Source organism: Ruegeria atlantica, assembly GCF_001458195.1.
In the GTDB taxonomy this organism is placed as follows: domain Bacteria; phylum Pseudomonadota; class Alphaproteobacteria; order Rhodobacterales; family Rhodobacteraceae; genus Ruegeria; species Ruegeria atlantica.
On sequence record NZ_CYPU01000023.1, the window covers coordinates 96,148 to 113,310 of the forward strand.

Consider the following 17,163-nt stretch of genomic DNA (forward strand, 5'->3'; position numbering starts at 1 on the left):
CATCGCAGGAGGATCATCGCATGGAAAAATTCGGCAAAAGCCAGCCCGTCAAACGGACAGAAGATCAGCGGTTTCTGACCGGGCACGGACGATACATGGACGATGATGTACCCGGAGATGCTCTGTTCGCAGCTTTTTTTCGCAGCCCGGTTGCCCATGGTCGGATCACGGCGCTGGATTTGGATGCCGCGCGTGAAGCGGAAGGGGTGCGCCTTGTCATGACGCTGGATGATCTCTCGACGGCTGGGATCGACACTGTGATGAACGCAGCAATTGTGCAGAACCGCGATGGCTCTCAGACCCTTGCGCCCGACAGGCATATGCTGGCCCAAGACCGCGTCCGGTTTGTTGGCGAACCTGTGGCTGTCGTGATCGCAGACACGCTGTTGCAGGCGCGAGATGCGGTTGAGATGATCTGGATGGACACAGATGATCTGCCCGCAAAACTGGATGTCGAAGCCGGTGGTGAACCACTGCATGATCAGGTCGCCGACAATCGTGCTTTTGATTGGGGGTTGGGGGATGAAGCAGCAACCGATGCCGCCTTTCAGGCCGCCGCGCATACCGTTTCGCTGGATGTGGCCGACAACCGCGTGATCATTACCTCAATCGAGCCACGGGGATGTCAGGCCAATTGGGTCGATGGACGTTTGCACTTTGCCTATGGTGGGCAAGGCGTCTGGGCGATGCGGGGGCAGTTGGCGCAAAAGCTGAAGCTGGAACCCGAGGCGATCCGTGTCACTACTCCGGATGTGGGTGGCGGATTCGGCATGAAGGTCATGCCGTACCCTGAGTATTTTTGCGTCTCAGTTGCAGCGATGAAACTCGGGCAGCCGGTTCATTGGATGTCTGACCGATCCGAGGCGATGCTGTCGGATCATCACGGTCGCGACCTGACCTCATTGGCTGAGCTCGCCTTTGACGAGGACCTGAAAATCACGGCCTACCGTGTGCACAGCAAGGTAAATCTGGGTGCGTATAGCAGTCATTTCGGGCAAGCGATCCAGACCAGTCTTTTCAGCAAGGTGTTGATGGGGGTTTACGACGTTCAAACGACGTATCTGCGGGTTGAGGGGTTCTATACCAACACCACGCAAGTCGACGCCTATCGGGGGGCAGGGCGGCCCGAGGCGATCTATGTTCTGGAACGTGTCATGGATCGCGCCGCGCGCCAACTGGGCGTCGATCCTTGGGAGTTGCGCCGCAGGAATTTCATCCTGCCGGAAAACTTCCCCTACAAAACCGCGACCGGCGAAATCTATGACGTAGGTGATTTCGATATGGTCCTGTCCCGTGCTTATGCCCAGACCCAGGGGTTCACGACGCGAAAAACTGCAGATGCGGAACGTGGCCTGATCCGGGGGCGGGGCTTGTGTTACTATATCGAAAGCATTTTGGGTGACCCTTCGGAAAACGCGAAAGTCGAGTTCTGCGAGGATGGCACGGTGAACCTTTATGTCGGCACCCAATCGAACGGGCAGGGGCATGAGACGGTCTATGCGCAATTCCTGGCAGACCAAACCGGAGTTCCAATGGACCAGATCAATGTGGTCCAGGGTGACAGCGATCAGTTGCCACATGGTGGCGGGACTGGCGGGTCACGTTCGGTCACGGTGCAAAGCACGGCCACGTTGGCGACAATAGATGTCATGATCGCCGCATTCACGCCGTATCTGGCGAATAAGATGGGGGTGGAGGAAAGAGATGTGCGTTTCGACCATGAAACCTTCCGCGCGCCGGGATCAAACCTGACGCCGACGCTCACCGAGGCTGCGGAGATGGCCCGCGCCGATGGGCGCGCCGACCTGCTGAGCCATGAAGCCAGCGCCAATCTGGATGCGCGCAGCTATCCCAATGGCGCACATGTTGCCGAAGTCGTGATTGATTCTTACACCGGTGAAACCTGGGTGGATCGCTATACTGTCGTCGACGACTTCGGTAATCTTATCAACCCGATGCTGGCCGAAGGGCAGGTGCATGGCGGGGTGGCACAAGGTATCGGTCAGGCATTGACGGAGCGTGTTGTGCATGATGCGCAGGGGCAACTGCTCACGGCTTCGTTGATGGATTACGCCTTGCCCCGCGCGGCCGAGATACCCATGATTAAGTTTACCTCGGCGCCGGTTCCGTCAACTTCCAACCCGATGGGGATGAAAGGATGCGGAGAGGCCGGCACCGTGGGCGCGCTGGCCGCGGTGGCAAACGCGGTTCAGGATGCGCTCTGGGATTACGGGGTGCGGCAGGCGGACATGCCTTTCACACCTCATAAAGTATGGGAATTGTTGACGCATGGTTCTGTCGCGGCTGAGTAGAAAGGTACTGGGATGGCTCGGACGACCCTTACGGTCCGAGCATTCCGCCGAGGCGCTTCACCGCGAGCCCGTCAGCCACGTGATTATCTTGGACGGCACCATGTCGACGTTGGAGCCGGGCTATGAAACCCATGCGGGCCAGACCCTGCGACTATGCCGCGAAATGGGCAGCAAAGTGTCCGTCTTTTACGAATCTGGTGTGCAATGGGAAAACTGGAAGTCCTCGCTGGACGTGATGATGGGGCGGGGCATCAACCGCCAGATCCGCCGCGCATATGGCTATCTCGCTTCACGCTACAAACCCGGCGACCGTATCTATTTCATCGGCTATTCACGCGGCGCTTACGGTGTGCGCAGCTTGGCTGGTGTGATTGACATGATCGGTCTGCTCAAGGCCGAACATGCCACTGTGCGCAACATCAAACAGGCCTACCGGCACTATGAATGCAATGCCAGCGGGTCGGCTGCGGCCGAGTTCCGGAGGCAATTTTGTCACGAAGATGTGGCGATTGAGATGGTTGGCGTCTGGGATACGGTCAAAGCGCTGGGCATGCGTCTGCCGCTACTGTGGCGCTGGGCCGAGGAGCGTCACGCCTTTCACACCCACCAGCTTGGACCGGCGACGCGCCACGGGTACCACGCAATGGCACTGGACGAGACTCGCGAAGTGTTTGAGCCGGTCTTGTGGAAATGTACGCCCGAATTCAAAGGCCATGTCGAACAAGTTTGGTTCCGTGGCACTCACGGTGATGTGGGTGGCCAGTTGAACGGCTTTGAAGAGGCCCGTCCCCTCAGCAACATTTCTCTGGTCTGGATGCTGGATAAGGCAGAACTGCATGGTCTTCCGCTACCTGAGGGTTGGCGTGATCGGTTCCCGACGGATACCTCCGCCCGTTCTGTCGGAACCTGGCGTGGCTGGGGCAAGATTTTCCTACTGCGCAAGCACCGCAAGGTGGGCCGCGACCGGTCAGAGAAGCTCCATGTCTCAGTCTCGCCGGATGAGTTACCACGCTGGGTACCAATGCCGGATTTGCCGTCGCATCCGGCGCAGTAGAACTTACTTTGCGCCGCAGACGTTTCTGACCGGTTCGATCAGTGCTTCCGGGCGTTCTACAAGATCGAATCGCCAATGTCTTGGAGACCAATTGTAAACCCTTTGATCGTCCGGATGATCTACGATCATCAAACCGTGAAAGTACCATTCAGACGTCGATTTGTACCCGGTTTTTGTTGTGTAGAATGAGAATCCACGTAGCTCGTGCAGGGTTTCGATCGGAGAATTCTCTGAATGCTCGGCGATGCAATAGGGTGAACCGTCCGCGATCAACCGTGCTTGAAACAAGAGCATCGGAATCGTCAGCAGGGACCAGAGCGCGATCAGAGTCGAGATCGATATCCCGATTTTCGCAGTCCGTGATGGATTTGGTTTCCCATCACGACCCGACCAAATGAGAAAGCTCGATGCAATCGCGATCGTTAAGCTGATCCCATGCAATAGCTGAGTGTCCGAAAATAAGGCGAGCACGCCGGATGCCAGTGTCAGCAGTAGTCCAATCACTACTGACGAGATCGCCAGAAATACTGCTAGAAGACGCGGGATTGGACACATCCCCAGCAAGGCAAGTCCACCAATGCACATGGGTGCGGCTGGGATGAGCCAAACGAGCAGAAACAAGCCTTGAATGAACAATAAGAGGGCTTTTCTGTCCGTGTTTGGTTCGAACAATTGCGGATCTAACGGCTGCATGTAGGCAATAAAGATCAGCACAGCATAGGCGAAGAATAGGACTTTGTATCTCAATCTTGGTGGAATAGCAGAATCTCTCTGGTCAAAAAATGACTGACCACCCGCCTTTCGATGGGTGGTCAGTTAAGAAAACAAGTCGCTCGTGTCACACTAAGAGACCAGCGCGCACGCCTTAGAGTTTACCGCCGCCGTTCGCGACGCGAGCTCATTGGCTGGAAGGCTACGCCAACATGCGCTTCGCAATAAGGTTTACCCGCTTCAACCGGCAGGCCGCAGAACCAGAAATCCTCGGTCGCGGGGTCGCCTACGGGCCATTTGCAGGTCTTCTCGGTCAGTTCCATCAGCGTCAGCTTCTTGGCCTTCTTCTCGATCTCGTTGACCTTAGCCAGCGCCTCGGGGCTGATTTCGTTGGCCGAAGGTTGCGGCGGCAGTGGCTGACCCGCCGGGATGATCTGGCGGCGCGCCGGAACGGCCGGTTTTGTCTCGGCTGCAGGTGCCGGCGTTGGGCGCGCCGGTTCGGTCTTAGGCGCGGGCCTTGGCTTGGCCTCGGCCTTGGGCGCGGGTGCCGGTTTGTCTTTAGGTTCGGATTTGGCCGGAGAGGCACCGGTTGCGCGGTTCGACAGGCCCAGACGGTGCACCTTGCCGATCACCGCATTGCGGGTTACGCCGCCCAGTTCCTTGGCGATCTGGCTGGCCGACTGGCCCTCGCCCCACATTTTTTTCAGCAGTTCTACGCGCTCGTCAGTCCAGGACATCATTTGCCTTTCAAAAGCGGAAAGCGGCCCTGGATTCAGGCCGCCTTGGGAATTCGTCTCAGCCCCCTATTTTAATCACTGCGAGCCGAGTTACAAGCGGTTCTCGAATCAGGATGAGGGCAGGTGATGCAGATTTCCGCAGATCAGAGCGAACGGCGTTTCGGAACAGTAAACTGGATGGGGCTTTACACGCTGGCCCAGCGTGAAACACTGCGGTTTCTGGCGGTCTGGACGCAAACCCTGTTGGCGCCGCTTGTGACGGCCGGGCTGTTCCTGCTGATCTTCAATATCGCCATAGGTCCGGGGCGTCCGGATGTGATGGGGGTGCCGTTCCTGACCTTTCTGGCGCCCGGCATTATGATGATGACCGTGATCCAGAATGCGTTCGCCAACACTTCTTCGTCGATGGTGATCGCCAAAGTGCAGGGAAACATCGTCGATACGTTGATGCCGCCTTTATCACCGCTTGAGATCCTGTTGGGCTATCTGGCCGGTGGCGTCGCACGCGGCGTTCTGATCGCTTGTGTGGTTGCGGTCGCACTTGCGCTGGTTTTGGGCATATACCCGCAAAACCCGTTGTTTGCCCTGCTTTTTGTAGTTCTGGGTGGCGCATTCATGGGGGCCTTAGGTCTGTTCGCCGGTATTTTTGCCAACAAGTTTGATCAGATGGCGGCCATCACGAATTTCATCGTGACACCATTGGCTTTCCTGTCGGGTACGTTTTACTCGGTCCAGGCGCTGCCTCCGATCCTGAACCGCCTGAGTCATGTGAACCCGGTTTTCTATCTGATCGACGGCTTGCGCTATGGGATGATCGGCGTGTCCGACAGCTCACCCTGGTTGGGTATTGCGGTATGCACCGGTGCCACGCTGCTGGTCGGTGCGCTGACCTGGCAGATGCTGCGAACGGGGTATCGCCTTAAGGCTTAACCCGTCTCGGCCAGTGAACCGGGTTGAAAAGTCATTCTGGGCTTTCCCAATCGGGGGTGCAGATTTGCGGCCACGGCCCAGGCCCCGAACAGAGCTAACCCTCCGACCGCGAACACCCCGGCGACGGGTGAGATCAGAAGGACCAGTGATGCAACTCCGGGTGTCAGAATGCCGGAAACGTCGCGGTAGCTGGAGTAGATCGCTGACATTTCAGTGCGTTCGGACGGTTTCACTGCCATGAGGAATGGCAGCCCTGCGCAAATGTCCAGAACGATCAGCCAGATGGACCCAAGAACCAACGCCGCAACCGCCGCGATCGGCCAACCTGCGATTGCCCCAGCAGTGACAAAGCAGGTTCCGCAGGCAGCAAAACCCACGCGGACTGCTGTGCGAATCGAACGCCCCTGCACCCAGCGCAGAATAAGCGGAGCTGCGAACAGCATCGCGTTGGTGGTGGACAGAAGGATGCCACCCAGTTGCTCACCCAGCCCGTTTTGAATTGCGAAAATGGGTAGATACACCACGTAGATCCACCAGCCGCAGGATCGGATCATGGCGAAAAGATATCCCGCGACCAGGCGGGGTTGCGCAAAGAAGCGTGGCAGAAAGGCCAGCGGGTTTTTTGCGGTGCCTCGCGCCTTGGTGATCAACTTGCCATTGCCCAACCGCATGCGCCAGAACTGGATCAGCATAACCGCACCTGCCAAGGCGCTGATGACAAAGGGGGCAGGGGCCCAGACCTCCAGCAGTAAGACGCCGGCCATCGGTCCGCCTGCCCAGCCCAGCGCGCTATAAAACATGCGGCTGGTCTCACATTTGCCCAGCTCGATTTTGCTGATGTAATCCAGGACATAAGCATTGAAGCAAATGAATGTGACCACTGTCGCGACCGTGTTCAGGGCAAGGGCACCTACCACTGCCGCCGGGCTGCCCTCAATCGCCAGAAGGGCACCGCCGATGAACATGAGGCAACCAACAGTATACGCCCATCTGCGCGGTATGAAGCGGATCAGGAACGGCACCATCAGCCCCGCAACCAACGAGATAACGCCGACCAGAAAATACAGGAATGATACCGAAGACGCATCACCCAATGCTCGGTACATGGCCAGTGGAAAGACCGATATCAGAATGCCGCGGACAATGGCCTCGAATCCGGCCAGGATGCCGAAATCGCGGACTGAAGGTGCTGGGGCATGGCGCACCCATTCGGGGATACGGCGTTCGTGCATGGGTAAACTCTCAAATCAACTGAGGTTACGTTGCGCCGGATCAATCCGCGTTCTTCCGGGTTTGCGACATACAGGTCGCCCCCGGCCCATGTCAGGAAAACTTTTTAGAGTTTCAGGCCTGCCGCGCCCGCGCTTCTCGCCAGACAAGAATAAGTCCGCCGGTCAAAATTATGGCTGAGCCGATCATGCTGATCCCGTCCGGAATCACGCCGAAAATCACGAAATCGTAGAAAGCGGCGAAAATCAGCGTCGCATAGCTGATTGGGGCAACAAATGAGGCATCCGCCCGGGCCATGCCGTTCACAAAACACGCCTGCGCGCAGGCCATCAGCGCGCCAATACCCGCCAGCGCTGCCCATTGTTCTAAAGTTGGCATCTGGAATACAAAGCTCACCGCGACAGAGGCAATCGTCAGGCCCATTGCGTTGTTGATCAGCAAGATCTGGATCGGGATTTCTCGACCCGAGAGTTTCTTGATGAATATCAGCTCCATCCCGATGACTGCGGCTGCGGTCAGTGCCAACAGGGCTGCTGGCTGAAAGCTATCGGGTGTCGGGCGCAACAGTATCAGCGCCCCAGCCAGCGCCACCGCTGCCGCCAGCCAGCGCCAAGGGCCGACGCCTTCTTTCAGCAGCGGGATTGCCAACACCATTGCAAAGACCGGGTTCAGAAAGGAAATCGCCGTCGCATCCGCGATCGGGATGAATGCCACCGAGGCGAACATCAGCGTAATACCGACCCAGCCGAAACTTGTACGCCCAATATGCAGCCCCCAATGCGGACGTTGCAAGCGGGGCCGCATCACGCCTACGGCGGTGGCGATCACGATAAAGGCAAACAGAAACCGCCCATGACTGATCTGCATTGGATGCAGCGCAGGACCCAACGTGTCCGTTCCCAAGGCTTTGGCCAGCAGGGTGGTCCCGGCCAGCAACGCACTGGCGGCGGTGATCAGCACGGCCGCAAGAGGCGGATTGTGGGCTTTGGCGACAAACATATGTCAGCGGTGCGTCAGCGCATGTCAAATGGCAAGCGGCAAATGCGTCGACCCAAGTATTTTCGCTGGTTGCCAATTTCAGGGTTTTCAGATGCTTCGGGCAGCGCTATACGGCGGCTTATGATCAAAAACGCACATATCCTGCGACTCCGACGCTTCGCCGCGTAACCGGCCTCTTTGATCTATTTGCGCTGTTCAAATCGGCGCAATTTCCACCAAATCAGTTGACGAACACAGGCCGAGTGTATCACTCACAAGGCTCAAACTACCTGAAAAGGATGATCCCATGATCCCGTCCGTTCTGCCGACCTATAACCGCGCGCCCCTGACTTTCGTGAAGGGTGAAGGCGCCTGGCTGACCGAGGCGGATGGCCGACGTTTTCTGGACCTGGGCGCTGGGATCGCCGTGAATGCGCTGGGCCATGCACATCCCGCACTGGTCAATGCCCTGACCGAGCAGGCGCACGCGCTGTGGCATGTTTCAAACCTTTACCACATCCCACAGCAGCAAGCCCTGGCAGACAAACTGGTCGAGCACACCTTTGCTGATACAGTTTTCTTTACAAACTCGGGCACAGAATCTTGCGAACTGGCCGTGAAAATGGCCCGCAAGTACTTCTATGACAAGGATCAGCCTGAACGGGTCGAGATCATCACCTTTGATGGCTCGTTCCACGGCCGGTCGTCGGCTGGTATTGCCGCTGCCGGGTCTGAGAAGATGACCAAGGGCTTCGGTCCACTGCTGCCGGGCTTTGTTCATGTCACGTTTGGCGACCTCGATGGCGTCACCAATGCGATCACCGATAAAACCGCCGCGATCATGATCGAACCCGTGCAGGGCGAGGGCGGCATCCGTCCGGTTCCAGACGCGGAACTCAAAGCCTTGCGCCAAATTTGCGATGACAACGGCCTGCTTTTGATCCTCGATGAGGTGCAATGTGGAGTAGGTCGTACCGGCAAGCTGTTCGCCCATGAATGGGCTGGAACTACCCCGGACATCATGATGGTCGCCAAAGGCATCGGCGGTGGCTTCCCTCTAGGGGCGGTTCTCGCCACGGAAGACGCCGCCAGCGGTATGACGGCAGGCACGCATGGCTCTACCTATGGCGGCAACCCGCTAGGCTGTGCCGTGGGCTGCGCCGTTATTGATCAGGTGGCAACGCCTGCATTCCTGGAGGGCGTCAACCGCAAGGCCGGGATGCTGCGCCAGAAGCTCGAAGGGCTAATCGCCGAGCACCCGGAGGTCTTCGAAGAAGTGCGCGGAACAGGACTGATGCTGGGCCTGAAGTGCAAAGCGCCCAATATCGACATGGTCAACGCCGGCTATGATAATGAGGTCATTACCGTCCCCGCAGCCGATAACGTGATCCGCCTGCTTCCGCCGCTGACATTGACCGAGGATGACATCGCCCAGGCCGTGATCCGCCTCGACAAAGCCGCTGCGCAGGTCGAAGAGTCAATGGCTTCGGCTTACGACACACCCGAATGAAAAGTGAACTGAAATGAACCATTTCCTCGATATCCATAAAACCGACGCGGGCGATCTGCGGACCATGATTGATCAGGCGGGTGCTATGAAACAGGCGCGCCTGGGCCGCCCAAAGGCAGCACTTGACGACGAACAGCCTCTGAAAGACCGCATGGTCGCGCTGATCTTCGAAAAACCATCCACCAGAACGCGCGTGTCCTTTGACGTGGGCGTGCGCCAGATGGGCGGGCAGACCATGGTGCTGTCGGGCAAGGATATGCAACTGGGCCACGGCGAAACCATCGCCGACACCGCCCGCGTCCTGTCGCGCTATGTCGACATGATCATGATCCGGACCTTCGATGAGACCATTCTGACCGAGATGTCGGAATACTCGGACGTGCCAGTCATCAACGGCCTGACTGACCGCACCCATCCCTGCCAGATCATGGCGGATGTGCTGACGTTTGAGGAACACCGCGGCCCGATTGCAGGCAAGAAAGTAGTCTGGACCGGCGACGGCAACAATGTTTGCGCGTCGTTCCTGCATGCCGCGGGGCAGTTTGGGTTCGATTTCACCTTCACCGGCCCGGCCCAGCTTGATCCGGAAGAAGAGTTTATGGGGCTTGCCCGTCAAAAGGGCTCGAAAATCGTGGTCGAACGAGACCCGTATAAAGCGGTTGAGGGTGCCGATCTGGTGGTCGCCGATACCTGGGTTTCAATGCACGATTCCCAGTCCGCCAAGGAACGTCGCCACAACATGCTGCGCCCCTATCAGGTCAACGCCGAGCTGATGTCACATGCAAAATCGGACGCGCTGTTCATGCACTGCTTGCCTGCCCACCGCGAAGAAGAAGCGACATCCGAAGTGATGGACGGCCCCAACTCAGTCATCTTCGACGAGGCCGAAAACCGTCTGCACGCGCAAAAGGCTGTGATGCGCTGGTGTCTGGGCGTCTGAACGGAGTCCATCATGCCCCATGTCACATTGGAGTTTTCGAAAGGCATAGAGCAGATCCATGATGTTCAGGCAATTTGCGATCAGCTATTTGCCTTGCTGGCTGAACATCGTGAATTCGACGCTGAAACGATAAAAGTCCGCGCCATTCCGATAGAATACTACCGTATCGGCACTGATCCCCAGAGCTTTGTCCACGCCACGCTTCTGCTGATGCAGGGTCGTGACGAGGCGACGCGCTCTGAGCTTAACGCGGCCATACTGGAGTTTCTGTCGGCGGCCTTGCCCGAGGTTGGCAGCATCACAGTGCAAGACGTTCAGATGAACCGCACTTCCTACGTTAAACGGCTGGCCGGGCCATAGCCAGTGTCCGGTTGTCACAGATCCTGTGTTGTTCAGGTGGGTCGCCTGATATCCCAAATCTGAAATTTGGCGAGCGTCGCGACGCTCGCCAACACGACCAGACCGCACAACACCCACTTGGTCATGACCTCCATGGTACCTTCAATCATCAGGGCATGTACGACACTGCCAATAATGGTGATGATCGCAAGGCTCGCATGACCCAACCTCCAGACGCGAAACCTTAAGCCAAGGCGCTTGCGAGAAAGACCTAGAAACGCGGCTCCGAACGCGGCCCACAGCGCAATCACACCCCAAGCCGAAAACGGTGTCGGTGAAACAAATAACAGAGCGTCAATAACGTCGGGCGGGCTGGTGATCCACAAACCACCGACATGGATCAGAATGGCTGCAACTAATGCTAGCCCACACCACCTATGCCAATGGCGGCTGGCAACCGGGGTCAGCCCTGGCAACAAACGGCCCGCAAGTAGCGGCTGCATCAACAGCAGGCACATTGAAATAACACCGGCAAATCCGGCCGTGATGTAGATCGGTTCACGCCATGCCAGCTGAGGGCTCGCCGCAGCCGCGATAATCGGTACGGCCATGGCAAGGATCACAAAGGTCCAGATTACTAGGCTTCGACGCACTGTCGTTAGGCAGGCTGCAGAACGAAATGCGCGGCCAAGGTTTTGTCCTTGGAGCTGCCCATAATTGGGCGCAGGAAAACCGTTTCGAACTCACCACTGTCATAAGCTAGATGGCCGTGTGGCTGGCCAAAGGCGGGTACGATCTGCGGCATCTCCAGTCGGAACTCGCCATTGGCATCGGTCAGAGTTGCGCCGTGGCTCTGCGGATCGCGTTCGTGGCCTTCTGTCGTATGCGCCCAGATCTGGATGCGCTGACCGGGCAGGGGTGCACCGTCCCCGGCGCGTCGCACTGTTCCGGTCATCCAGAACCCGCCGCCGCCAATCCGGTCAACGATGGGCGCGCCGGGACGGTAATTGTTGGACCCTCCGCGCATGGATGCGGTGGGGGCCACACCACTTGCGCGCGCTGGCACCAAAAAGCCTGTCGCACCCGTTGCCAGAACAGCCCCAGACGCCAAAACCAAAGAACGACGAGAGAACTTAAGACCAGGCATGCAAACCTCTCTTTTCAAGTGTTTCACCACGCCTCGACAATGCCGGGCATCCTTTCAGCGGAAAGATAGCACGATTGTTTCAGTTTCCGAGGGGGCGCGCGGCGGGGGTGACAAATTGTGAATTCCTTTGACCGTGCCCCCGCGCAGGTGCCATCCTGAAATCCGTCAGTTCGGGGAGTCCTGCACTATGGTTGTCGAAGACGTTGTCTCAGACGAAGAAATCAAGGCGTTCAAGCGCGACGGTGCGGTTGTGCTGCGCTCTAGGTTCTCAGAGGATTGGCTGGCACTTTTGCGAGACGGCATCGACGCGGATTTGGCCCGCCCAACCGATAATTTCACCCGCCATACCAAGGACCCCCGCGCACCTGCCTATTTCGAGGACTACTGGGCTTGGAATAAAATCCCGCAATTCACGCAATTCGTTCACAATTCACCTTGTGCTCCGCTTGCCGCACAGTTGCTGGGTGCACCATCGATCAATCTTGTCATGGACAACTGGTTCCTGCGCGAGGCTGGATCAACTTCGCGTCCTCCGTTTCATCAGGACCTGTCCTATTTCGACTTCGAAGGCACGATGTTAGTCCTGTGGTTGCCGCTTGAGCCGGTTACCAAAGAAAACGGTATCGCCTTCGTCAAAGGCTCGCATCTGTGGGACAAGCTGTTCATGCGGGTCAGGTTCGCCGACGGGCATCCCAGCTACGAACCCACCGAGGTTGCAGGGTTGACCTATCACCCGCCGCCTGACGTCAATGCCGATCCGGATGCATTCGATCTTTTACAATGGGATATGAATCTGGGCGACTGCATCTTCTTCGACATGCGCACCTTGCACGGTGGGCTGTCATCAGTCACCCCAACGGAAACGGTACGCCGGTTTACGCTGCGGATGACCGCTCCGGATGGCAGGATCCGGTATCGGGGGGATTGGGCCAAGGATGAACGGGCGCAGTTCGAAGCCGAAGGATATCGCGAAGGTGATCGAATTGATGGGGCGTTTTTCCCGCAGCTTTGGCCGCGCCGTGCCTAATGTATGGTCCGGGTCCGCACCCGTTCTGTGCGTTTCTGCAAATTGAAAGGCGAGTATTTCAGGCCTAACCTACATCAGTGAACCGAATGAACTGATCGTGGGAGAGCAGGCATGAGTTGGAATCCTACCCAAAACCCCGAGAATTCGCCTCTGGAGACACTGATCATCCCTCGTGCCCGTGATCTGGGCGGTTTCGAGGTGCGGCGCGCGTTGCCCTCGCTCAAACGGCAACTGGTCGGCCCTTTCATCTTTTTCGATCAGGTGGGCCCCGCCGAGTTCATCACTGACGGTGGCATCGACGTGCGGCCGCACCCTCATATCGGCTTGGGTACAGTGACCTACCTGTATCAGGGCGAGTTTGAGCACCGCGACAGCCTTGGCACGCATAAGATGATCTATCCAGGTGAAGTGAACTGGATGGTGGCTGGCCGCGGCGTGACCCATTCGGAACGTACCAGTGAAGAAACGCGGGCTAAGCGGCACAGCCTGTTCGGTGTTCAGACCTGGATTGCACTGCCTGAGATGTACGAGGACATGGCCCCGGATTTTGAGCACCACAAGCAGGGCGCGCTGCCGCATATCCAAGACAACGGCGTCAGCGCGCGGCTGATCCTTGGTTCGGCTTATGGCGAAACCAGCCCGGTGACGATGCTGTCGGAAACCTTCTATCTGGACATGCAACTTGAACCCGGCGCCGCCTTTCCATTGCCCGACGACCACGAAGATCGCGGGGTTTTTGTCATTCAGGGATCGGTTGAGATTGCGGGCGACACGTTCGAGGAAGGTCGCATGATGGTGTTCCGCCCGGGCGATCGCCTTTCGGTCAAGGCGGGTCCGTTTGGCGCGCGGTTGATGCTGCTGGGCGGGGCCACACTGAACGAGGATCGCTATATCTGGTGGAATTTCGTGTCCTCTTCGAAGGAAAAAATTGAAAACGCCACTCGCGAATGGAAAGCCGCGGATTGGGCCAACGGTGCCTTCCACCTGCCCCCCGGCGATGATCAGGAGTTCATTCCGATTTCCGACGAGTTGGAGCGCACAAGCCCAAGACGGGCACGTTAACCAGACGTCAGGGGGCCTTGTCCGAACTTGCGATACCGGCAATCCTCGCCTCAACGGGAGGGTTGCCATGAAGATCATAATCGCAGGCGCGGGCAGCATTGGATGTTATTGCGGAGCCTTTTTGGCTGATGCCGGTCACTCGGTCACGCTGTTGGGTCGCCCACGCATTCTGGACCCAATCCGTGAGGAGGGCCTGACCGTCACTGATTTTTCCGGCCTGCACCTTCATGTGGCGGCCGAGACGCTGACGATGTCCGAAACCCCGGATTGCCTGAAAGACGCAGAGTTGGTGATCGTGGCCGTCAAGGCCGCGGCCACGGCGGATATGGCAGAACAGATCGCGCGGTTCGCCCCGGCCTCTGCGCCGGTGTTGTCCTGGCAGAACGGGATGGAAAACGCCCGGGTGCTGCGGGCGGCGCTTCCGGATCACGACGTTCGCGCGGGAATGGTGCCCTTCAACGTCGTGCCGCCTCAACCCGCCAGCTTTCACCGCGCCACCTCCGGCGATATCGTGATCCAGTCCGGCCCGGGCCGTTTGGAGCAGGCACTTAGCTCACCTAACCTGCTGGTGACCGAAAGCGATGAGATTGAAGCTGTGCAATGGGGTAAGCTGGTGATCAACCTGAACAACGCACTCAACGCGTTGTCGGGGCTGACGTTGAAAAATCAATTGCTGGACCGTAAGTGGCGAAGCCTGATGGCCGACCAGATGGCTGAGGCTTTGAGGGTACTTCAGGCCGCACGCCACCCTGTTGCTTCAACCACACCTTTGCCTGCCTGGATGACGCCGCATATCCTGCGTCTGCCAACGCCATTGTTCACCCGGATTGCCGCGCGCATGCTGACCATCGACCCAAGCGCGCGCACGTCAATGGCCTATGATCTTATGGCGGGGCGCGTGACGGAAATCGACAGTCTGCAAGGTGAGATTGTCCGACTGGGCAAGCAATATGGGCGGCCTGCACCGATTTGCGCAAGGGTACAGGCTCTGATCGAACAGAAGCCGGATGTAAGTCTGTCACCGGATCAGATCATCCCGTGATCTGACCACATTCAGGTGAATGCGGTCAGTATCCAGAAGATAACGGCTGACATTGCAGCCGCGGCCGGGACGGTAATCACCCAAGCGGCAATAATGGTCATGAAATGCGACCGCCGCACCAACTTGCGCCGCCGCTGCTCTTCACGGGCCAGCCGCAACTCGGGCGGACGGCGATCATTACTTTGCTTGCGTCGGCGATCCTGATTCCATTCACGGTAAAACCCGACGCCGAACACCGCTCCTACCGCGATGTGGGTCGAACTGACCGGCAACCCAAGCCAGCTTGCAACGATCACTGTGATCGCCGCCGACAAAGCGACGCAGAAGGCGCGCATCGGGTTCAGTTTGGTGATCTGGCTACCCACCATCCGGATCAGCTTGGGGCCAAACAGGAACAGGCCGAACGAAATCCCAAAGGCCCCGATCACCATTACCCATGTCGGTATCGTGACTTTCGAGGCAAAGTCGCCAAATTCAGCGGCGTGCACGATTGCGGCCAGCGGGCCGACAGCATTGGCGACGTCGTTGGCACCATGTGCAAAGCTCAGAAACCCGGCCGAGATGACCAGAGGCAACCCAAACAGAACTTTCAGAGATTTGGTGCGGTTTTCCAGCCCTTCGGATTTACGTCGTACCCAAGGAACAGTCATGGCCCAAGCCAGAATGCCCGAGGTCAGACCGATCAGTAGCGCGATTTCCAGATCGATTTTCACGATCCGCTTCAGGCCTTTGACAGAGAGATAGGTGGCAAATGCGCCAGCCATCACAGCCACCAGAATAGGCACCCAGCGACGGGCCGCCGCGATCTTGTCGTCCTGATACTGGATTTTCGCCTTGATCAGCGCCAGAAATCCCGCAGCAATCGCGCCGCCCAGAACCGGAGAGATCACCCAACTGGCGGCAATCGCGCTCATCGTGCCCCAGCTAACTGCGCTGAGACCTGCTGCAGCAATTCCAGCGCCCATCACCCCGCCCACGACCGAGTGCGTGGTGGAAACAGGCGCGCCGACCCATGTGGCTAAGTTGACCCACAGCGCCGACGATATCAGTGCTGCCATCATCGCCCAGATAAAGACATTGCTGTTCTGGACCGAAGCTGGGTCGATAATGCCCTTAGAGATGGTCGAGACGACGTCGCCGCCCGCCAGCAGAGCCCCCGCGCTTTCCGCGACGGCCGCGATGGCGATTGCCCCACCCATGGTCAGGGCGTTGGCACCAACCGCAGGGCCCATGTTGTTGGCTACGTCGTTAGCGCCGATGTTGATCGCCATATAGGCCCCAAAACCGGCAGCCGCGATGACGATCAGCCCGCCGTCTGCCCGACCGAATAGTATCGCAGCAATCAATCCGGCAATGACTATGAAGGCCAGCGCGATGCCCGGCGCAAGCAGCGGCCGCGCCACGTGCACGTTCGCATGCTCAAGGCGGGAAATTCGGTGCAGATCGCTGTCCAGGGCTTGCCAGCGGTTTTTATTGTTGGTGTTCGACATCGGTTTTCTGTGGGTGATACGGTTTAACCGGCGCGGTTAACGGTTGCCCGGTCTTGTGGCAACCGGCCTCACAGAAGTTTGTTGCGAAAGCGTTACATTTGCCGCAGCATTTCGCGCAGTTCCGGCTCTTGCACCAGCTCTGCGGCCTCTTTCGGCGAGAACCAGCGCCGTTCACGTTCGCTGACCTCGGGGAATTCCTCGGCCAGATCTTTGACATCTATGCGATACACATTGGTGCGCACGGGTTGGGCCGTTCCGTCATCCAGGATCTTGTCATAGGTGAAATGGCCCACCGCCTTGCGGCCTAGGTGTTTCACTTTTACGCCGGCTTCTTCCCATGCTTCTTCTTTGGCAGTCTCGGCCCCGTCCATGCCGTCAATCGGCCATCCCTTTGGGATGACCCAGCGACCTGTGCCACGGCTGGTGATCAATAGAACTTTTCTGTCGTCGCCAGTTCCGCGCACGCACAAGGCTGCAAACTGTACCCTGTGTGGGCGTTGGAAGAAGGGTTTGCCAACTTCTTCCCAGATATTGTTCAGCCAAGATGCCATCGATTAAGTGCCAGTACTTTTCTTAGGTTCAAGGAAAAGTGACATAACAACTATAAACCGGGTCTTCAATGCATCTATTGAGCGAACGCATTTTCTGAAGCAA

The 17,163-nt window shown here is 58.0% G+C and carries 17 protein-coding genes; 9 read left to right on the forward strand and 8 right to left on the reverse strand.

Features of this window, described 5'->3' with window-relative positions; all coding sequences use genetic code 11:
• The first annotated feature begins 20 nt into the window (after positions 1-20).
• A complete protein-coding gene (locus tag RUA4292_RS07165) occupies positions 21-2,312 on the forward strand; it encodes a xanthine dehydrogenase family protein molybdopterin-binding subunit (RefSeq protein WP_058276974.1) in 2,292 nt (763 codons plus the stop codon).
• The gene (locus tag RUA4292_RS07170) at positions 2,290-3,366 is read left to right on the forward strand and encodes a T6SS phospholipase effector Tle1-like catalytic domain-containing protein (RefSeq protein WP_058276975.1); all 1,077 of its coding nucleotides are present in this window, start codon (positions 2,290-2,292) and stop codon (positions 3,364-3,366) included. The genes RUA4292_RS07165 and RUA4292_RS07170 overlap by 23 nt, the downstream gene beginning before the upstream one ends.
• Before the next feature lie 3 nt (positions 3,367-3,369).
• Here RUA4292_RS07170 and RUA4292_RS07175 read toward each other — a convergent pair whose 3' ends face one another.
• Both RUA4292_RS07175 and RUA4292_RS07180 read right to left on the reverse strand, forming a co-directional pair.
• Complete coding sequence (locus RUA4292_RS07175) at positions 3,370-4,080, reverse strand: hypothetical protein (RefSeq protein WP_145974893.1); 711 nt, start codon at positions 4,078-4,080, stop codon at positions 3,370-3,372.
• A 158-nt stretch (positions 4,081-4,238) separates the two neighbouring features.
• Positions 4,239-4,814 carry a GcrA family cell cycle regulator gene (locus RUA4292_RS07180; RefSeq protein ID WP_058277113.1) on the reverse strand — a complete coding sequence of 192 codons (576 nt, stop codon included), beginning with the start codon at positions 4,812-4,814 and terminating at the stop codon, positions 4,239-4,241.
• A gap of 126 nt (positions 4,815-4,940) precedes the next feature.
• Between RUA4292_RS07180 and RUA4292_RS07185 the strand changes: the two genes are divergently transcribed.
• Entirely contained in the window at positions 4,941-5,744 is an 804-nt protein-coding gene (locus RUA4292_RS07185) for an ABC transporter permease (protein WP_058276977.1), read from the forward strand.
• Here RUA4292_RS07185 and RUA4292_RS07190 read toward each other — a convergent pair.
• Positions 5,741-6,976: an MFS transporter gene (locus RUA4292_RS07190; protein ID WP_058276978.1), complete on the reverse strand. Its 1,236-nt coding sequence runs from the start codon at positions 6,974-6,976 to the stop codon at positions 5,741-5,743. The two genes, RUA4292_RS07185 and RUA4292_RS07190, sit on opposite strands and share 4 nt — an antisense overlap.
• 112 nt (positions 6,977-7,088) lie before the next feature.
• Positions 7,089-7,973, reverse strand: coding sequence for a DMT family transporter (locus RUA4292_RS07195; RefSeq protein WP_058276979.1), 885 nt, complete (start codon positions 7,971-7,973; stop codon positions 7,089-7,091).
• A 286-nt stretch (positions 7,974-8,259) separates the two neighbouring features.
• Between RUA4292_RS07195 and RUA4292_RS07200 the strand changes: the two genes are divergently transcribed.
• The 3 genes from RUA4292_RS07200 to RUA4292_RS07210 are packed head-to-tail and all read left to right on the forward strand — an operon-like array spanning position 8,260 to position 10,762.
• Positions 8,260-9,462, forward strand: a complete 1,203-nt coding sequence (locus RUA4292_RS07200) for an aspartate aminotransferase family protein (protein WP_058276980.1) — start codon at positions 8,260-8,262, stop codon at positions 9,460-9,462.
• A gap of 13 nt (positions 9,463-9,475) precedes the next feature.
• The gene (gene argF / locus RUA4292_RS07205; RefSeq protein WP_058276981.1) at positions 9,476-10,402 is read left to right on the forward strand and encodes an ornithine carbamoyltransferase; all 927 of its coding nucleotides are present in this window, start codon (positions 9,476-9,478) and stop codon (positions 10,400-10,402) included.
• Between the two features lie 12 nt (positions 10,403-10,414).
• On the forward strand, positions 10,415-10,762 hold the full coding sequence (locus tag RUA4292_RS07210) for a 5-carboxymethyl-2-hydroxymuconate Delta-isomerase (protein WP_058276982.1): 348 nt from the start codon (positions 10,415-10,417) through the stop codon (positions 10,760-10,762).
• 32 nt (positions 10,763-10,794) lie between these two features.
• Here RUA4292_RS07210 and RUA4292_RS07215 read toward each other — a convergent pair whose 3' ends face one another.
• Positions 10,795-11,352 (reverse strand): ferric reductase-like transmembrane domain-containing protein, encoded by a 558-nt coding sequence (locus tag RUA4292_RS07215; RefSeq protein WP_058276983.1) that lies wholly within the window; start codon positions 11,350-11,352, stop codon positions 10,795-10,797.
• Between the two features lie 47 nt (positions 11,353-11,399).
• Entirely contained in the window at positions 11,400-11,888 is a 489-nt protein-coding gene (locus RUA4292_RS07220) for a peptidase associated/transthyretin-like domain-containing protein (RefSeq protein ID WP_058276984.1), read from the reverse strand.
• Between the two features lie 187 nt (positions 11,889-12,075).
• Here RUA4292_RS07220 and RUA4292_RS07225 point away from each other — a divergent pair, with 187 nt between their 5' ends.
• The 3 genes from RUA4292_RS07225 (at position 12,076) to RUA4292_RS07235 (ending at position 15,019) form a co-directional block, all read left to right on the forward strand.
• Positions 12,076-12,915: a phytanoyl-CoA dioxygenase family protein gene (locus RUA4292_RS07225; protein WP_058276985.1), complete on the forward strand. Its 840-nt coding sequence runs from the start codon at positions 12,076-12,078 to the stop codon at positions 12,913-12,915.
• Positions 12,916-13,026: 111 nt separating this feature from the next.
• Positions 13,027-13,977 carry a pirin family protein gene (locus RUA4292_RS07230; RefSeq protein ID WP_058276986.1) on the forward strand — a complete coding sequence of 317 codons (951 nt, stop codon included), beginning with the start codon at positions 13,027-13,029 and terminating at the stop codon, positions 13,975-13,977.
• A gap of 67 nt (positions 13,978-14,044) precedes the next feature.
• Entirely contained in the window at positions 14,045-15,019 is a 975-nt protein-coding gene (locus tag RUA4292_RS07235) for a 2-dehydropantoate 2-reductase (protein WP_058276987.1), read from the forward strand.
• 11 nt (positions 15,020-15,030) lie between these two features.
• Here the strand turns inward: RUA4292_RS07235 and RUA4292_RS07240 are convergent, their stop codons facing one another.
• Both RUA4292_RS07240 and RUA4292_RS07245 read right to left on the reverse strand, forming a co-directional pair.
• Positions 15,031-16,509 carry an inorganic phosphate transporter gene (locus tag RUA4292_RS07240; RefSeq protein ID WP_058276988.1) on the reverse strand — a complete coding sequence of 493 codons (1,479 nt, stop codon included), beginning with the start codon at positions 16,507-16,509 and terminating at the stop codon, positions 15,031-15,033.
• Positions 16,510-16,601: 92 nt separating this feature from the next.
• Complete coding sequence (locus tag RUA4292_RS07245; protein ID WP_058276989.1) at positions 16,602-17,060, reverse strand: NUDIX hydrolase; 459 nt, start codon at positions 17,058-17,060, stop codon at positions 16,602-16,604.
• Positions 17,061-17,163 lie beyond the last annotated feature (103 nt).